This window comes from Campylobacter vulpis, assembly GCF_014217995.1.
Taxonomy (GTDB): domain Bacteria; phylum Campylobacterota; class Campylobacteria; order Campylobacterales; family Campylobacteraceae; genus Campylobacter_D; species Campylobacter_D vulpis.
In genome coordinates this window covers 304,758-321,700 of record NZ_CP041617.1, presented here as the reverse complement: position 1 = coordinate 321,700, position 16,943 = coordinate 304,758, and the positions used below count along the sequence as shown (strand labels likewise).

Genomic DNA, 16,943 nt, shown 5'->3' with positions numbered 1-16,943 from the left:
CTAAAAATTAGGCAAAAAAAGGGAATTTTACATTCCCTTAAACTTCAAAGTTTATTTTAACTCAACCTTAGCACCAGCTTCTTCGAGTTGTTTTTTAGCTTCTTCAGCATCTGCTTTAGCAACACCCTCTTTTAAAGTTGAAGGAGTTTGCTCTACAGCATCTTTAGCCTCTTTAAGACCAAGACCTGTAAGAGCACGAACGATTTTAATGACTTCAATTTTCTTAGCACCGCTATCAGTTAAAACGATGTCAAATTCAGTCTTTTCCTCAGCTGCAGCAGCACCGCCACCCGCAGCAGCACCGCCTGCTACCATAACAGGAGCAGCAGAAACGCCAAATTTTTCTTCAAATTCTTTTACAAGTTCTGATAATTCAAGAACACTCAAATTTGAAATATATTCTAATACATCTTCTTTAGAAATTGCCATTTTTTATCCTTTTTATTAATTTTCTGTTTCTTTTTTATTTTTAAGCGCATTTAAACCGATAGTAAAATTTGTAATCGGTGCGTTCCAAACTTGCAAAAGCATAGCAAGCAACTCATTACGTGAAGGCATCTTAGCCAAGGCTTTAACCTTAGCAATATCTGCAACTTCGCCGTCAATAAAGGCAGTTTTAATTTGAAATAAATCATTATTTTCTTCAAATTTCGCCGCGACTTTAGTAACGCTTAATTGATCCTCGCCCCAGAGATAAATATTGGTATCTTTAAGAACTAAACCTGTTTTACCGGAATTATTAAGAGCAATGTTAGCCAAAGTGTTTTTAATAATTTTTACTTCAACACCATTTTCTCTCGCGTTATTTCTAAGTTCTTCAAGCTTTTTTGTGCTAAGACCCTTGTAATTACACACCACAATAGCCTCACTTGCCTTAAAACCCTCTTCAAGCTTAGCGATAACTTCCACTTTTTCGCTTCTAGTCACATCTTCTCCTTTCCGATTGAGATTTCAAGCAGAGCGATTTCTCATTTAAGTCCTAAGACCTCGGCTATCTTCAATCTAAAATAAACATCTCAAAGAAAATCTTTCTCTCAAATGTTTATTTATAAGAGTTGTTTTCACAACTCTTATTTCATATCTAAAAGCTCTTGAACTTCAAGTTTTACAGAAGGACTCATCGTTAAAGAAAGTGCCGCATTTTTAATATATCTTCCCTTTGCAGCAGCTGGTTTATGCTTATTAATCGCTTTAACAAAAGTGCTAATATTTTCCAAAAGCTTCTCTTTTGTAAAACTCACTTTTCCAAGTCCTGCGTGGATATTTCCTTGCTTATCAACACGGAAATTGACTTGTCCGCTTTTTGCATTATGCACAGCTTGTGCAACATCCATAGTTACTGTGCCAGTCTTAGGGTTAGGCATTAAGCCTTTAGGTCCTAAAATTCTACCGACCTTACCAACAAGACCCATCAAGTTTGGTGTAGCAATTAAAACATCAAAATTCATATTACCCTTTTGAATTTCTTCGACTAAATCATCACTACCTACTATATCTGCTCCCGCAGCTTGTGCTTCATCAGCTTTGGCATCTTTTGCAATGACAGCCACACGCACTTTCTTACCTGTTCCAGCAGGTAAAACAACAGAACCACGCACCATTTGATCAGCATGTCTTGGATCAACATTAAGTTTTAAAGCAATTTCAACCGTTTCATCAAATTTAGCTGAAGCAAGAGTTTTTACTACATCAACCGCCTCGTTTAAAACATAATCTTTTTTAGAATCAATCTTTTTTGTCAATTCTTGTAATCTTTTTGTAATTTTTGCCATTTATTTTCTCCGCATTTTAAAGTGCTACCGCCTTAATCCCAGCGGTAAGGATTTATCAATCTACAATTTCAACACCCATAGAACGAGCCGAACCTGCTATAATTTTTGCCGCCTGGTCTCTGTCTTTAGTATTTAAATCTGCAAGTTTTTTATCAACAATTTCTAAAACTTGCGCACGAGTTAGCTTACCAACCTTATTCTTAAGAGGATTGTCCGCACCTTTACTAATGCCTGCTGCTTTTTTTATCAAATCCGTAGCAGGAGGCTGCTTAGTGATAAAAGTAAAGCTTTTATCTGCATAAACTGTGATAACAACAGGGATATTAAAACCTGCCATATCTTTCGTTCTCTCATTAAAAGCCTTACAGAATTCCATAATATTAACACCTTGCTGACCTAAAGCTGGACCAACAGGAGGTGATGGGTTCGCTTTTGTGGCAGCAATTTGTAATTTAATTTCGCCTACGACTTTTTTAGCCATAATCATTACTCCTTTAAAAAATTTAAATCACCTTCTCAACTTGAGAATATAAAATTTCTACTGGTGTCGAACGCCCAAAAATAGAAACATTAAGTTTTAGTAAGCCACGCACCATATCATACTCTTCAACTATGCCTGTAAAATTTGCAAAAGGACCTTCCGTAATTCTTACATTTTCTCCCTCTTCAAAAGAAATCTTAGGTTTAGGAGCAGCTTTATTGTAAGCTTTTTCTAGAATTAAATTAATATCCTTTTCGCTTAAAGGTGTGGGATTTTTAGATTCACCTATAAAACGCCCCACCTTTGGTAAAGATTGAATGCGATGCCAAAGTTCCGTGTCTAAATTAAGATTTGCAAAAACATATCCAGAATATAAACTTCTCTCACTAATTTTCTCTTTACCGTTTTTAAATTCAATAACATCTTCGGTTGGAACGACAATTTCTTTTAATCGCTCTTCAATTTTATTATCTTTAACTAAATTTTCAATAGCTCTTTTTACAGCCATTTCACTACCAGCATAAGTTTGAATCGCATACCATTTATGTTCGCTCATTTATCACCTCACACTATAGAAGAAACAATAGAGGACATAATCCAATCCACTAATGCTAAGAACAAAGAAACCACAGCTACCACGATAAATACCGTAATGTAAGCATTTCTCACTTGTTCTTTTAAAGGAAAAATCACTTTCCTTAATTCAGCTTTTGATAATTTAAAATAAGTTACTAATTTTTCCATTACAAAACCTCGATCATGGCAGGGCAAGAGGGATTCGAACCCCCAACCATCGGATTTGGAATCCGGCGCTCTACCGTTGGAGCTATTGCCCTAAAGGCACAAAGCTTAACTTTTTAGCTTAACTTCTTTATGAAGTGTGTGTTTTTTTAATCTCGGACAATACTTCTTAAGCTCTAATTTCTCCGTAGTATTTTTACTATTCTTATAAGTGCTATAATTAATATCACCGCATTCTTCACACTTTAAACCAACTTTAACTCTCATCTATTTTCCTTAAAAATAAAGCCAAGATAAACTTGGCTTTTTAAAATTTACTTGATAATTTTAGAAACAACACCAGAACCGACAGTTTTACCACCTTCACGGATAGCAAAACGAGTTCCTTCTTCAAGTGCGACCGGAGCAATAAGACTAACTGTAATTCTTACATTTTCACCCGGCATAACCATCTCAACACCATCAGCTAATTTGATAGAGCCTGTAACATCAGTCGTTCTTACATAAAACTGCGGACGATAGTTGTTAAAGAATGGGGTATGACGACCACCCTCATCTTTATTTAAGATATAAACTTCCGCCTCAAAATCAGTATGAGGAGTGATAGATTTAGGCTTTGCAAGAACCATACCGCGAAGAACATCTTCTTTTTTAGTTCCTCTTAAAAGCACACCGACATTGTCGCCAGCCTCACCTTGATCCATTTCTTTTCTAAACATTTCAACGCCTGTAACGGTTGTAGTTTGAGTGTCTTTGATACCTACTATTTCGATAGTATCGCCAACTTTCACGATACCTTTTTCAATTCTACCTGTTACAACGGTTCCACGACCAGAAATTGAAAAAACATCTTCGATAGGCATTAAGAAATCTTTTTCAGTATCTCTAACAGGAGTTGGGATATATTCATCAACAGCCTTCATAAGTTCTAAAATTTTAGCTGACCACTCGCCATCTTGTCCCGCTTTAGCCTCTTCTAAGGCTTGAAGAGCAGAACCTGAAATGATAGGAGTATCATCACCCGGGAAGTCATAAGAACTTAAAAGTTCTCTAATCTCCATTTCGACCAACTCTAAAAGCTCTGCGTCATCAACCATATCAGCCTTATTCATAAAAACTACGATATAAGGAACGCCCACTTGACGCGAAAGCAAGATATGCTCTCTAGTTTGTGGCATAGGACCATCAGCAGCAGAAACAACCAAAATCGCTCCGTCCATTTGTGCCGCACCCGTAATCATATTTTTAACATAGTCAGCGTGTCCCGGACAATCCACATGAGCATAGTGGCGATTTTCTGTCTCATATTCAATGTGAGAAGTTGCAATAGTAATACCGCGTTCTTTTTCTTCTGGAGCGTTATCGATGTTATCATAATCTTTAAGCTCTGCCAAACCTCTTCTTGACAAAACAGCAGAAATAGCCGCTGTTAGAGTAGTTTTACCATGATCTACGTGACCAATAGTTCCAATATTTACATGTGGCTTGTTACGAGAAAATTTTTCTTTAGCCATTTTAATCCTCCGTATAAAATTAAATTAGCAAGGCAAGTCTAAATTCATTGAAATTTTTTCGAATTATGGAGCTCATAGCGGGAATTGAACCCGCGACCTCTCCCTTACCAAGGGAGTGCTCTACCTCTGAGCCATACGAGCGCTCAGAAAAATCGCACATAAAAATAGACAACTAAAAACTCTATCAAGGGAAATTCTGTAAGTTTCATAAATACAGCTCCCAGTCAAACTTTGGAGCGGGAAACGGGACTCGAACCCGCGACCCTCAGCTTGGAAGGCTGATGCTCTAGCCAACTGAGCTACTCCCGCAAAGCTATGGTGGTGAGTCGTGGATTCGAACCACGGAAGGCAAAGCCAGCAGATTTACAGTCTGCCCTCGTTGGCCACTTGAGTAACTCACCTTAAAAAATAACGCCAAAAAGCGATATCTGGTCAAACACTGCTAAAATTCAATGGAGCTGGTTAAGGGACTTGAACCCCCGACCTGCTGCTTACAAGGCAGCTGCTCTACCAACTGAGCTAAACCAGCAAATAAAAATTGCAATTCTACCTTAAAAAAAAATTTTTGTCAAGAACTGAAAAAGCAATCTTAAATTTTATGATTTTAACAATTTTACCAAGCAAAAAGCATAAAAACGCAAATGCCAATAAAGCTTCCAAAAAGGTCGCACTAATTTAGTTATAAAGAAAAATCGACTTTTAACTTGAGAACCGATGACGCTTTGCTCGTTTTCTGGAATTTTAAGACTAAAGTTCTCATCGACCCAAATATAACTCATAACCTTGTGGATATAAAACATATCTGTATAAAAATCGACAGGATAATACATCTTTTTTAAATTCTCAAGCCATTTTAATGCGGCACTAGGCTTGATATAATAGGCAAAGGCTCCAAAAGAAAACATTTTACTACAAAGATACAACTTGCCCTCGATGTGTTTATAGCCATTATCTTTAAATTTAACCTTTACAAATTCATAAGGAATTTCTTTTAAAAAATTAAGAAATTCGGCGAAGTCCCCCCCCCCCCCCTTCAAAATAAAAATCATCTTCTAAAATCAAAACCGCTTCGTTAAGTTCTACACATTTTTGCCATAGGCTAAGATGGCTCGCAAAGCAAGCAAGCTCAGTATCTAAAATACCGCAACCCCCTCCCCTACCGCAAAAAGCAAGAGAACGAAATTTAGGAAAATAAGAAGCAAATTTTTCCATATCTTCTTTTATTTTCGCATCTATGGCTTCAAGAAATTCAAAGCTTATCTCATCTTTTAAATTTGGATAATTTTCAAAAAATCTTTCTATTTGTTCTTGCATAAGCTTTTTACGCATCAAACTTCTTTTTAAATTGATAATAAAAATTTTCATACTTTCCCTTACAAAATCATTGATGAAAATCAAAAAGATTTAAAAATTTCTTCGCTCTCTGGGTTTTTGGATTTTGAAAGAATTCTTCAGGTTTTGAAATTTCGACTATCTCGCCATTATCCATAAAAATAATTCTATCCGCCACAGCTTTAGCAAAGCCCATTTCGTGAGTAACGATAAGCATAGTCATACCCTCTTTTGCTAAATTTAGTATCACTTCTAAAACCTCCCTTACGATTTCAGGGTCAAGCGCGGCAGTAACCTCATCAAAAAGCATTAGCATAGGATTCATACAAAGGCTTCTTACTATGGCTATGCGTTGCTTTTGTCCCCCACTAAGCTCTCTAGGATAGGCATCTATTTTATGCAAAAGTCCAACTTTTTCAAGCCAAATCTTAGCCTCGTTTAAAACCTCATCTTTAGCTCTTTTTTGCACTTTTAAAGGTCCTAAAAGGATATTATCTTCCACGCTTAAATGCTCAAAAAGCTCGTAAGATTGAAATACCATTCCCACTTTTTGTCGCATTTTAGTCCAGTGTTTATAATCTTTAGTAATTTTCTCTCCATCGATATAAATCGCTCCAGAGGCAATCTCTTCAAGCCCATTAATGCACCTTAAAAGTGTGGATTTCCCACAGCCACTAGGTCCTAAAATCACCACAACTTCCTTTTGTTTTACTTCTAAATTGATACCATTTAAAGCCTTATGTGTGCCATAAAATTTCACTAAATTTTCTATTTTCAACAAAGTCATTTTAACCCCACTTTTTCTCCAAATTCCTAGCATACAAGGACACAGGATAGCAAATGATAAAATAAAGCATAAAAATCAAACCATAAATAATAAAAGGCGCAAAGTCGTTTTGATTGTGAAATTCTATGATTTGCTGCCCTACTTTGACAAGCTCCACAGCACCGATTAGATAGGCAAAAGTCGTGCTTTTTATCATACGCGTGAGTAAATTCATACTAAGCGGAGTTAGTCTTCTTAAAGCTTGCGGAATGATGATGTAAGCATAAGTTTGCAAGGAATTTAAGCCTAGTGCGGCGGCGGACTCGTATTGATGTTTAGCTATACTTTGTAGGGAACTTCTCACTAAATCCATCATCTCTAAGCTTCCCCAAATGCTAAAGACGATAATAGACGCTGCTACGCTGCTTAAATCAAACCCAAGCCACCTTGAAAAACCAAAATACACGATAAAAAGCCACACCAAAAGAGGCATCACACGCACAAATTCCAAGCCAAAACGACAAATTGCATAAATGTAAGAATTCTTAAGACTCATCAAAATCCCAAGCAAAAGCCCACCAAAAGAAGTGATAACAATGCTCACAAAAGAAATTTCAAGCGTGATGAAAAGCCCCTCGCCAAGTCTAGTAAGGCTATTTACATTTAAAATTTCAAGCATATCTTAACCTTTTTTCCAGCCAAGAAAGCATTAAAGAAAGCGGTAAAATAATACACAAATAGCCCATAAATAGCATAAACAAAAGCTCGTCCGTTTTGTAAGTAAGAGAATTTAAACTCTTCATCAATGTAACTAAATCAGGTAAAGCAATAATGCTAACGACCGAAGTTTCTTTAATGAGAAAAATGATATTAGCACTGATTCCGCTCATCGCTACCGCCAAAGCTTGAGGCAAAATCACATAACGCAAATTTCCAAAAGCAGTAAAACCAAGGCTAAGTCCTGCCTCAAATTGCTGTTTTTTAACAGACTCAAAACCTGCCCTTAAGGCTTCTGCCATATAGGCACCCCCCAAAAAACTAAGTCCCACAATCGCACAAGCAAAAGCAGGTCTTAAACTCTCATCTACACTAAGACACAATAAATTTAAAGGAAAGATATTTTCAAGATGAAGTCCTAATTTTGGTAAAGCATAATACAAAAAGAAAAGTTGGATTAAAAGAGGGGTATTACGCGAAAATTCTATGTAAATTTGGCATAAATTTCCCATAAACTTGAGCTTAAAAAAGTGCATTAAAACGCAAAAAAAGCCTATTAATAAAGAAAATATCACACCCCAAAAACTAAGTTTTAAGGTCAGCCAAGCCGCTTCTACAAAAGCTGGAATATGTGTCAGTATAAAATGAAAATCCATCTCTTTCCTAAGCAAATTCTACAATTATTTTGAGTTTTGGATTTTAACAAAAATTAGTTGCCATTTTCTTATGAAAAAGTTTAATTTGCTTTAAATTTGCTATTTTGCATTATAATCTCGCAAAATATTATCAAGGTATAAGGATAAAGATGATTTTGCTTGATGGCAAGGCTTTAAGTCTTAAGATTAAAGAAGAGCTTAAAAATATGAGTTTGACACTGAAAACTAAGGGCGTTGAGCCTTGCTTAGCGGTCATTTTAGTCGGCGATGATGCGGCAAGTCAAAGCTATGTCAATGCTAAAGCAAAAGCATGTGAAGTGTGTGAGATTAAATCTTTAGTTTATAAATTAGATTTTAACACCACACAAAATGAACTTTTAGCCCTCATTAATACTCTCAATTATGATGATAGTGTGCATGGAATTTTAGTCCAGCTCCCCCTACCACAGCATATTAATAAAAATGTCATTTTAGAAAGTGTCTTAAGCTCTAAAGATGTCGATGGCTTTCATCCTATCAATGTGGGCTATTTAAATTTAGGCATAGAAAGTGGCTTTTTACCCTGCACACCTTTAGGGGTAATGAAACTTTTAAAAGCCTACAAAATAGATCTTGAAGGCTTAGATGCTGTTGTTATCGGTGCTTCAAATATAGTCGGTCGTCCTATGGCAACAATGCTTTTAAATGCAGGAGCGAGTGTAAGCATTTGTCATATCAAAACAAAAGATTTAAGCCTTTACACAAAAAAAGCGGATTTAATCATAGTTGCCGCAGGTTGTATCAATTTGCTTAAAGAAGATATGGTAAAAGATGGGGCAATTATAGTCGATGTGGGGATTAACCGCATTGATAATCGGCTAGTTGGCGATGTCGATTTTGACAAAGTTTCTAAAAAAGCAAGCTTTATAAGTCCTGTTCCAGGCGGTGTAGGACCTATGACAATAGCAATGCTGCTTGAAAATACTATCAAATCCGCCAAAAATAGACTTTCAAATCCTCAAATTTAAGGATCATTATGAATTTTCTCAAAAAATTTTATACTTTTTTTAATTCTTGGACGGGGACAATTATTTTTGTCTTGCTTGTGATTTTCTTTTTCGTGCAAGCCTTTATTATCCCTAGTGGTTCTATGAAAAACAGCCTTTTAGTTGGAGAAATGCTTTTTGTGAAAAAATTTAGCTATGGAATTCCTACTCCACATATTCCTTGGCTTGAAATTCCTATTTTACCAGACTTTGATGATGATGGACATTTAATTAGCGCAGAGGGTCCTAAAAGGGGGGATATAGTTGTTTTTAGATACCCTCACGATGAAAAAATTCATTTTGTTAAACGCTGTGTGGCTAAGGGTAATGATAGAGTCATTTATGCAAATAAAACACTTTATGTAAGTATGAGTGAGGGGGAGGATTTTATGCGAAAAAATTATTCTAAAGACGACCTTATAAAACTTGGCGAAAGACTTTTTGTGAAAGAGCCTTATAAGCAAAAGGGAATTCACTATGAAGAACGAGTTGATATGGACAAGCTCATCGAAAAATATGCTCTTTTAGGGCAGTTTGCTATGACGAAAATTAATCTTAAAGAACTTGGAAATGCTTATGTTTTTGATGTGCCAGAAAATGAATATTTTATGATGGGAGATAATAGAGATTTTTCTTCAGATAGTCGCTTTTGGGGTTCTGTTCCTTATAGACTCATCGTAGGACAGCCTTGGTTTGTCTATATGTCCTTTGATAAAGACTATAATATACGCTGGGAGAGGATAGGTCGATTCGTAGATAGTCTAGAAAATGAAGAAAAATTCATCAAAGATGACGATAGTGAAGATAATTTAAGCTAATCAAGGAGTAATCAATATTTACTCCCTTTTACACTCAACGCTTAAAAAACTAATGAAAAAATAAAAAATACTTGACAAATTAAAGCACTTTTTGGCATAATCACATTTTTTATTTGTCTCCTTAGCTCAGCCGGTAGAGCATCTCCCTTTTAAGGAGGGGGCCGTTGGTTCGAATCCAACAGGGGACACCATTTTGGGTCGCTTAGCTCAGTTGGTAGAGCGCCACCCTTACAAGGTGGATGTCATAAGTTCGAGTCTTATAGCGACCACCATTACTTCTTTTAGGTGCAGCGGTAGTTCAGCTGGTTAGAATGCCGCCCTGTCACGGCGGAGGTCGCGGGTTCGAGTCCCGTCCGCTGCGCCACTTATGTCTCCTTAGCTCAGCCGGTAGAGCATCTCCCTTTTAAGGAGGGGGCCGTTGGTTCGAATCCAACAGGGGACACCACTTTTTTAGGGTTTGACCCTTTCGTCTAGTGGCCCAGGACAACACTCTCTCTGTGTGGAAACAGAGGTTCGAATCCTCTAAGGGTCGCCAAAATTTGGTCGCTTAGCTCAGTTGGTAGAGCGCCACCCTTACAAGGTGGATGTCATAAGTTCGAGTCTTATAGCGACCACCATTACTTCTTTTAGGTGCAGCGGTAGTTCAGCTGGTTAGAATGCCGCCCTGTCACGGCGGAGGTCGCGGGTTCGAGTCCCGTCCGCTGCGCCATACTTAAGTTTAATTAAACAAATTTGCAGGGAGCTGTATAACATTTTTTATAAGATTGAAAGGTGTTTTGAGCGTATCGACTAGAATTTGAGTTTGAAATTTAGGGTCATCAAGTGAGCCATTAACCTTGATATTTGTGCTAATTTCTTGATTTTTCCCCAAAATCACATAATTTAAAATCGGCACTTTAGAAATAGTATCAGAAGCCGATTTTAAAGTCTTAAGTTCCAAATTTAAATCCAAGCTATTAAGCCTTAAATTTGCACTTCCTAAGCCAAATAAATCCACACTATCACCATTAAGATTAATTGCGGTAAAGCTAAGTAAGTCTTTTTTGCGATTAAATAACACTTTACCATTTTGTATATGCAAACCCTTTTGATTGAAAGTTGGCGTTCTAAACATCACTAAGGAAGGCACAGTATCTATAAAAGAAACAAGTTGATTTATCCCTTTTAAATTCTTAACATAAGTATTTTTAACCCCAAATTCTCCCTCAAAAAACTCATCACCACTTCCCTCAACCTTGACACTAAAAACACCTTCTTTAAAAGCATTTTTTTGCAAAAAAGTATTTAAAAATTCATCACTCATATCATTTGCTATAAGGCTTAATCTTTCTGGGGATTTATGAAATATAATCTGTGTTTTACCACTGCTTGCATTAGCATTTAAAACAGCTTTATTTAAAGAGGCTTCCAAGCGTTCAAACGCTAAAGTTTTATTCATATCTAAAAGAATAATACCTACATTTGCTCCACCTATTTTGATGTGATGTGGATTTGTCTCCAAGGCAAAGCTTTTTTCACTTTCTCCTTTCTCGTAGAGATAGGTAAGATTTTTGAAATGCAATTCTTTTAAATTTGGCGTGAAAGTTCCACTCATCAAATCACTTTTTGAACGCAGTGTTAAATTTCCACCCAAGCTTTGAATTTCGAAACTATCGATAGTATAAGGAACTTTTGCATTAATTAAAAAACGCCTTTCAAAACTCGCCTCATCAATGCTTACATTAAAATCATTAAAATTACTACTCTTATAATGCAAACGCTTAATATCTCTTAATCCTAAACTTTTTGCCACACTCAAATAAGGCATAAAAATTTGTAAATTTTCTAAAGTTAGTTCTAAGCCTTCGTTGAAATTTAAATTTGCATTCCACGCGGGGATATCAAGTCTTACTGCCTCTTTATAGTCTAAATTAAATCTCACATTTTGATTTCTCATATCAAAATAATCATCATAATAAAGCCTTAAAAGCTCTGTGTCAAACACGCCATTTTTTTGCTCTAAATTGACATTTGCCTTTAAATTTGCACTTAAAAAATTATTATTAACTCCATTTGCATTGATACTTAATTGACCATTATTAAATTGCACTGAGGCGGAATTGATGTTAAAATTTGCCAAAGAGAGCGTGGCATTATTTAGAATCAAATCGCCCTTATAAAAAGTTTTTACATTTTCATTAAAGCCTATTTTTAATTCTATACTTCCGCTTGTTTTGCCACTTTTTTGATAAAAAGGTAAAGAAAAATCATAGTTTTTCAAGGCATTAGCTAACTTTTCATCAAAAACAACCGCCCCACTTTTAATCAAAAGGTAAATTCCCGCTTTTTTAGAATCTAGCAAATCATACAAATAGACCTTACTTCCACTTAAATTTGCTCCATTATAACTTGCTTTTGCAAAATCAAAATCAAGCTTTTGTTTAGAAAAATTTATGGCAAGATTGGGGATTATAATAGGTGTCATTTTCTCATCTAAACGCACCAATACATTTTTCGCAAAGCCCTGTGCCTTAAGTTCATCTAAATAATACTTCCCTTTGGAAAAATCAGCAAAACCCTCCAAAAAATCCAAATGATAAAATTCCGCCTTAACCCTCTCAAAAAGCCATAATTCAAGTTCCCTTGGAAGTTGAGCTTGCCTTTTTATATGCCCTGATAAAAGATCGATATTTTTAAGATTCATATCTTCGATTTTATAAGAGAGCTGTCCATCTTTAAAAGATAATGTGGTATTAAAATCTAGAAAAGAAGAATTTGCTCTCGCTTTTAAATGATAAAATTCGCTTTTTGTATTAATATTTAAATCACCCATTATATCCATACCATATTCTTTTACAAAAAGCTTTTGAATTTGTGCCTTAAGTTCATCTTTTTCACGCTTTAAATCAAGTTTTAAAAAAAATAAATCTCCATCGACAAAAAATTCTTTACCATCAAAATAAATTTGCACTTTATGCTTGTCAAAAACGAGATTTTCTACATTTATCTCTTCAACAAAAGCATAAAGATACTTCAAGTTTTTCGTAATTTTTAAAAGTTCTTTGGAAGCAAAATTTTGGCTATTTTTATTAGAATTTGTAGAAAGATTATTTTTGTTAATGATAATATTTTTTGCTCTCACTATTAATTTTTTATCCATTTTTATATATAATTGCTCCAATTTTAAAAAATCAAATTGGATACTTGAGATGGAAATTCCGTTTTTAAGCACTAAAAATGCGATAAATATTAATCCTAAAATCCCTAATATGAAATATAAAATCGTCTTTTTCATACGCAACTTCTTTTTAATTTTTATGCTAGGGCTTTGCTTTTATCTTACTCAACCTTTACCTAGCAATTCTGTCGTTTATATCCCCAAAGGCTCAGTGGGACAAATTATAACACATTTAAAACAAAATCATTATGAATTAAGTGCGGTTGATAAATATATCCTCTTTTTACTAGGACATCCGCAATCGGGTTGGATTAACATCGGCACAAAGCCTCTAAATAGAGCCGAATTTTTACACAAACTTACCATTTCAAAAGCAGCTTTGCAAACACTCACTTTAATCCCAGGTGAAACTAGTGTAGTTTTTTTAGAATTTGCTGCACAAAAACTAGGTTTAAATAAAGAAAAGCTTTTAGCCGAATTTAAAAAACAAGCCCCCTATGAAGAGGGCGTTTTCTACCCTGAAACTTACAAAATTCCAAAAGGTATTACGGAGGATTTATTGATACAAATTCTTCTTTCTTACGCACACAACCAGCACAAAAAAACAGCAGAAAAAATTTTTGGTGAATACAATCCTAAAAAATGGCATCAATACATCATCACAGCTTCTGTCATTCAAAAAGAAGCAGCAAGCGAGGAGGAAATGCCTGTGGTTGCAAGTGTGATCTATAATAGACTTAAAATGGGTATGAAACTGCAAATGGACGGGACTTTAAATTATGGCATTTATTCTCACACTAAAATCACACCTCAAAGAATAAGAGAGGATAATAGCCCTTATAATACCTACAAATTCGAAGGTTTGCCTAAAGAAGCCGTATGCAATGTCTCCTTAGCGGCGATTCGTGCGGCTATTTTTCCACAAAAAACAAATTATTTATATTTCATGCGTGATAAAAAAACAAAAAAACACATCTTTACAACAAATTTAAACGACCACAATAAAGTCATCAAAGCACAAAGATAATGCAAAAAAAGATTTTTTGGCTCAATCTTTTCATCGTCATCATTATAGCCTTTAACCTTCGCTCTCCTATCACTTCAATAGGACCCGTGATTGACATTATCGCAAATTTTTACACGCTTAATTCTACCCTTGCTGGTATTTTAACGGCTCTGCCTCTTGTAGCCTTTGGAACCATTTCTTTTATTGTGGGATATTTTTCACCACTAAGGGCGATTATAGGGGCTTTACTTTTAATCATCATAGGCGAGTTAATCCGCTCTTATTTTGGACTTTTAGGACTTTTTAGCGGTATGTTTTTGCTTGGTTGTGGCATAGCCTTTGCTAATGTTTTGCTCCCTAGTTTCATTAAAGAAAAATTTCCCAATCACATTTCTTCATTAATGGGAATTTATAGCCTTGTTTTAAGTATTTCTTCCATTTCTGGTATAGCCCTTGCAAGTCCGCTTTTAAAATTTTTTGAAGTGCCTGAAGCTATGGCTTTTTGGCTTATTTTTGCTATGATTGCTCTTTTTGCCTATTATCCACAAATGAAAAATGGCAGAATCAAACGCAAAAAAAGCAAAACCTCTCTTAAAATCAAACTCCACACCCACAAAACCGCTTGGAAAATCACGCTTTTTATGGGACTACAAAGCTTCATAGCTTATGCTTTATTTTTTTGGTATGTGCTTTTCATCACAGAAAAAGGTTTTGATAAAAATTTCGCCACAAATGCCGTTTTACTCGCTCAACTCGTAGCTTTACCCGTTTCACTTTTTGGACCCCTACTTTTAGGAAAACTTCCACTTAGATTTCACACGCTCTACATTGCAAGTTTATGTGCTTTGTATGTAGTAGCTCTTTTTATACTTTATGTTTTTGATAATGCTTTTATGGTGCTTTTAAGTGCCTTTATTATGGGAATTCCTTGGGGTGGGGTTTTTGGCATAGCCTTGCTTTTCATCGCACAAAAAAGCCAAAATGCTAAAATAGCTACTAAGCTTTCGGCTTTTGCTCAAGGTTGTGGATATTTAATCGCCGCACAAGCACCTTGGATAATAGGTTTATTGCGTGATATTTTTCATACCTTTTCTTGGGGAATTTTGCTTTTAGTTTTTGTAGGCATAGGTGTTAATATCTTTGGCTACCTTGCCTACAAAGCAGATAAAATAAGTTTTAAATAGCTTTCGTTCTTATCTCTAACCATTTAAGTGCTTTAGGCTCATCTTGAAGGCGTGGGGCAAGCTTTTCTTTTACTTTTTGATGATAAGCATTAAGCCATTTCTTTTCTTTTTCATCAAGCAAACTCGCATCAATGCAACTAAGCTCAAAAGGGCAAAGTGTAACAGGTTTAAAATATAAAAATTCGCCATAAGCTGAGTTTTTAGGATTTTCTACCCTAGTATTAATAACCAAATTTTCAAGTCTTACACCCCATTTTTCCGCCTTATAAATCCCCGGTTCTATGGAGGTAAGCATACCCTCTTTTGCCCTTGTTTTTTCAAGCACGGGAGCAAAATAAGAAAGCACTTGCGGACCCTCATGGACATTAAGAAAATAGCCTACTCCGTGTCCTGTGCCGTGGATATAATCAAGCTGCTCCTCCCACAAAGGCTGCCTTGTAATGGCATCAAGTAAAGGCATAACAATATCTTTAGGGAAAATCGTCCTAGAAATCGCAATATGTGCTTTTAAAACTAAGGTATAGTCGTGAATTTGCTCCTCACTTAAAGCACCTACTGGCACGACCCTAGTAATGTCCGTTGTGCCATTTTTATACTGAGCTCCTGAATCAATCAACAAAAAGCCATCTCCCTCAATATCCAAACAACTTTGCTTTTCCGCTTTATAGTGTGGGAAAGCACCATTACCCTTAAAAGCCGCTATTGTTGCAAAGCTATTGCTAACATAAAAAGGACTTTTAGCTCTAAATTCCGTAATGTGCGTATCAATATCCACTTCATTAATCTTTTGTTTTTGCCCTAAAGCTTCTTCAAGCCACGCAAAAAAACGACACAAAGCCACGCCGTCTTCTATCATCGCATTTTCTATATGAAAAATCTCCTTTACATCTTTAACTGCCTTTAAATATGTGCTGGGATTAATCTCCTCTATAAGCTTAACACTAGAATTTAAGGCTTCTACAAGTAAGGCTGTCATTCTAGCTGGTTCAATCAATAAAGTCGTATTTTCCAAATTCTCCAACTCTTTAATGACACTCTCATAAGTGCAAATTAAAACTCCCTCACTTTTAAGTTCTTCTTTTAAAGTGCTAGAAATTTTATCCTCATCGACAAAAAGCAAAGCATTATCTTGTTTTATCAATAAATGGCTTAAAAATACAGGATTATACTCCACATCACCCCCTCTTAAATTTGTCAAATAAGCAATGTCATCAAGGCTTGAAATGAGATGATTTTCAGCACCTAATTCACGCATTTTTTCACGCACAAGGGCAATCTTTTCTCTAGCACTTAGGGCATAATATTCTTTCTCGTGTGCATAAATTTGCACCTTAGGTAAAGAGGGGCGATTATCCCAAAGAGGGGCGATTAAATCACAATGTCTAAGTGTGCAAAATCCCTCTAGCTCTTTCTTAAGAGCAAGATTAAGCACAGCAAAATCACTGCCTAAAATTTGACCTTTTTTTAAATTTTTCTTAAGCCAATTTTGAAAAGTGTTTTCTTTGTCCTGTTTTTGTAAAATTACGCCACTTCCCTCAAGCTGTTTTTGTGCCTGAAGCCAGTAACGCCCATCAACCCACAAATACGCCTCTTTTTGTGTAAAAAGCAAAGTTCCCACAGAGCCTTGAAAACCGCTTAAATAATCCTTTACCTTATAACGCTCACTTAAATATTCACTCAAATGCGGATCAGCACTCACAACAAGATAAGCATCTAAACCATTTTCTCGCATTGCCTTGCGTAAATTTTCAACTCTTTTTGCATATATATTCAT

At 35.7% G+C, this 16,943-nt stretch carries 19 protein-coding genes and 12 tRNA genes; 11 read left to right on the top strand and 20 right to left on the bottom strand.

Annotated features, from left to right (window positions below):
• Positions 1–51: 51 nt before the first annotated feature.
• From rplL to CVULP_RS01660, 18 genes are all read right to left on the bottom strand, one after another.
• Positions 52–429, bottom strand: coding sequence for a 50S ribosomal protein L7/L12 (rplL, locus tag CVULP_RS01745; protein WP_004277759.1), 378 nt, complete (start codon positions 427–429; stop codon positions 52–54).
• A 15-nt stretch (positions 430–444) separates the two neighbouring features.
• On the bottom strand, positions 445–927 hold the full coding sequence (gene rplJ / locus CVULP_RS01740) for a 50S ribosomal protein L10 (RefSeq protein ID WP_099461584.1): 483 nt from the start codon (positions 925–927) through the stop codon (positions 445–447).
• A 143-nt stretch (positions 928–1,070) separates the two neighbouring features.
• Complete coding sequence (rplA, locus tag CVULP_RS01735) at positions 1,071–1,772, bottom strand: 50S ribosomal protein L1 (RefSeq protein ID WP_099461585.1); 702 nt, start codon at positions 1,770–1,772, stop codon at positions 1,071–1,073.
• 55 nt (positions 1,773–1,827) lie between these two features.
• Complete coding sequence (rplK, locus tag CVULP_RS01730; RefSeq protein WP_027304856.1) at positions 1,828–2,253, bottom strand: 50S ribosomal protein L11; 426 nt, start codon at positions 2,251–2,253, stop codon at positions 1,828–1,830.
• 22 nt (positions 2,254–2,275) lie between these two features.
• Positions 2,276–2,809, bottom strand: coding sequence for a transcription termination/antitermination protein NusG (nusG, locus tag CVULP_RS01725; RefSeq protein WP_004275234.1), 534 nt, complete (start codon positions 2,807–2,809; stop codon positions 2,276–2,278).
• A gap of 8 nt (positions 2,810–2,817) precedes the next feature.
• Positions 2,818–2,997 carry a preprotein translocase subunit SecE gene (gene secE, locus CVULP_RS01720; protein WP_082199257.1) on the bottom strand — a complete coding sequence of 60 codons (180 nt, stop codon included), beginning with the start codon at positions 2,995–2,997 and terminating at the stop codon, positions 2,818–2,820.
• 16 nt (positions 2,998–3,013) lie between these two features.
• Positions 3,014–3,089 (bottom strand) — tRNA-Trp (locus tag CVULP_RS01715).
• A gap of 13 nt (positions 3,090–3,102) precedes the next feature.
• A complete protein-coding gene (gene rpmG / locus CVULP_RS01710) occupies positions 3,103–3,261 on the bottom strand; it encodes a 50S ribosomal protein L33 (protein WP_004275236.1) in 159 nt (52 codons plus the stop codon).
• 47 nt (positions 3,262–3,308) lie between these two features.
• Positions 3,309–4,508 (bottom strand): elongation factor Tu, encoded by a 1,200-nt coding sequence (tuf, locus tag CVULP_RS01705; RefSeq protein WP_099461586.1) that lies wholly within the window; start codon positions 4,506–4,508, stop codon positions 3,309–3,311.
• Positions 4,509–4,574: 66 nt separating this feature from the next.
• A tRNA-Thr gene (locus tag CVULP_RS01700) sits at positions 4,575–4,649 on the bottom strand.
• A 91-nt stretch (positions 4,650–4,740) separates the two neighbouring features.
• Positions 4,741–4,817, bottom strand: a tRNA-Gly gene (locus CVULP_RS01695).
• Between the two features lie 7 nt (positions 4,818–4,824).
• A tRNA-Tyr gene (locus CVULP_RS01690) sits at positions 4,825–4,909 on the bottom strand.
• 52 nt (positions 4,910–4,961) lie between these two features.
• A tRNA-Thr gene (locus tag CVULP_RS01685) sits at positions 4,962–5,037 on the bottom strand.
• Between the two features lie 67 nt (positions 5,038–5,104).
• Positions 5,105–5,557, bottom strand: coding sequence for a glycosyltransferase family 25 protein (locus CVULP_RS01680; RefSeq protein ID WP_265415685.1), 453 nt, complete (start codon positions 5,555–5,557; stop codon positions 5,105–5,107).
• The gene (locus CVULP_RS01675) at positions 5,508–5,873 is read right to left on the bottom strand and encodes a glycosyltransferase family 25 protein (RefSeq protein WP_265415684.1); all 366 of its coding nucleotides are present in this window, start codon (positions 5,871–5,873) and stop codon (positions 5,508–5,510) included. Before CVULP_RS01675 ends, CVULP_RS01680 begins: the two co-directional genes overlap by 50 nt.
• A gap of 16 nt (positions 5,874–5,889) precedes the next feature.
• Positions 5,890–6,627 carry an amino acid ABC transporter ATP-binding protein gene (locus CVULP_RS01670; protein WP_099507024.1) on the bottom strand — a complete coding sequence of 246 codons (738 nt, stop codon included), beginning with the start codon at positions 6,625–6,627 and terminating at the stop codon, positions 5,890–5,892.
• Position 6,628: 1 nt separating this feature from the next.
• Positions 6,629–7,285 (bottom strand): amino acid ABC transporter permease, encoded by a 657-nt coding sequence (locus tag CVULP_RS01665; RefSeq protein ID WP_099461466.1) that lies wholly within the window; start codon positions 7,283–7,285, stop codon positions 6,629–6,631.
• On the bottom strand, positions 7,278–7,979 hold the full coding sequence (locus CVULP_RS01660; RefSeq protein WP_099507025.1) for an amino acid ABC transporter permease: 702 nt from the start codon (positions 7,977–7,979) through the stop codon (positions 7,278–7,280). Before CVULP_RS01660 ends, CVULP_RS01665 begins: the two co-directional genes overlap by 8 nt.
• Positions 7,980–8,128: 149 nt before the next feature.
• Between CVULP_RS01660 and folD the strand changes: the two genes are divergently transcribed.
• The 9 genes from folD (at position 8,129) to CVULP_RS01615 (ending at position 10,531) form a co-directional block, all read left to right on the top strand.
• On the top strand, positions 8,129–8,986 hold the full coding sequence (gene folD, locus CVULP_RS01655; RefSeq protein ID WP_099507026.1) for a bifunctional methylenetetrahydrofolate dehydrogenase/methenyltetrahydrofolate cyclohydrolase FolD: 858 nt from the start codon (positions 8,129–8,131) through the stop codon (positions 8,984–8,986).
• An 8-nt stretch (positions 8,987–8,994) separates the two neighbouring features.
• Entirely contained in the window at positions 8,995–9,822 is an 828-nt protein-coding gene (gene lepB, locus CVULP_RS01650) for a signal peptidase I (RefSeq protein WP_099461463.1), read from the top strand.
• Positions 9,823–9,937: 115 nt separating this feature from the next.
• A tRNA-Lys gene (locus CVULP_RS01645) sits at positions 9,938–10,013 on the top strand.
• A 5-nt stretch (positions 10,014–10,018) separates the two neighbouring features.
• A tRNA-Val gene (locus CVULP_RS01640) sits at positions 10,019–10,094 on the top strand.
• A 15-nt stretch (positions 10,095–10,109) separates the two neighbouring features.
• Positions 10,110–10,186: transfer RNA gene (locus tag CVULP_RS01635), tRNA-Asp, on the top strand.
• A 5-nt stretch (positions 10,187–10,191) separates the two neighbouring features.
• Positions 10,192–10,267 (top strand) — tRNA-Lys (locus tag CVULP_RS01630).
• A 14-nt stretch (positions 10,268–10,281) separates the two neighbouring features.
• Positions 10,282–10,357, top strand: a tRNA-Arg gene (locus tag CVULP_RS01625).
• Between the two features lie 6 nt (positions 10,358–10,363).
• Positions 10,364–10,439: transfer RNA gene (locus CVULP_RS01620), tRNA-Val, on the top strand.
• 15 nt (positions 10,440–10,454) lie between these two features.
• A tRNA-Asp gene (locus CVULP_RS01615) sits at positions 10,455–10,531 on the top strand.
• 9 nt (positions 10,532–10,540) lie between these two features.
• Here CVULP_RS01615 and CVULP_RS01610 read toward each other — a convergent pair.
• Positions 10,541–13,096, bottom strand: a complete 2,556-nt coding sequence (locus CVULP_RS01610; protein WP_099507027.1) for a YhdP family protein — start codon at positions 13,094–13,096, stop codon at positions 10,541–10,543.
• Between CVULP_RS01610 and mltG the strand changes: the two genes are divergently transcribed.
• Positions 13,011–14,006 carry an endolytic transglycosylase MltG gene (mltG, locus tag CVULP_RS01605; RefSeq protein WP_099461461.1) on the top strand — a complete coding sequence of 332 codons (996 nt, stop codon included), beginning with the start codon at positions 13,011–13,013 and terminating at the stop codon, positions 14,004–14,006. The two genes, CVULP_RS01610 and mltG, sit on opposite strands and share 86 nt — an antisense overlap.
• Positions 14,006–15,169 carry an MFS transporter gene (locus tag CVULP_RS01600; RefSeq protein ID WP_099507028.1) on the top strand — a complete coding sequence of 388 codons (1,164 nt, stop codon included), beginning with the start codon at positions 14,006–14,008 and terminating at the stop codon, positions 15,167–15,169. The genes mltG and CVULP_RS01600 overlap by 1 nt, the downstream gene beginning before the upstream one ends.
• Here the strand turns inward: CVULP_RS01600 and CVULP_RS01595 are convergent.
• A complete protein-coding gene (locus CVULP_RS01595) occupies positions 15,162–16,943 on the bottom strand; it encodes an aminopeptidase P family protein (RefSeq protein WP_099507029.1) in 1,782 nt (593 codons plus the stop codon). The two genes, CVULP_RS01600 and CVULP_RS01595, sit on opposite strands and share 8 nt — an antisense overlap.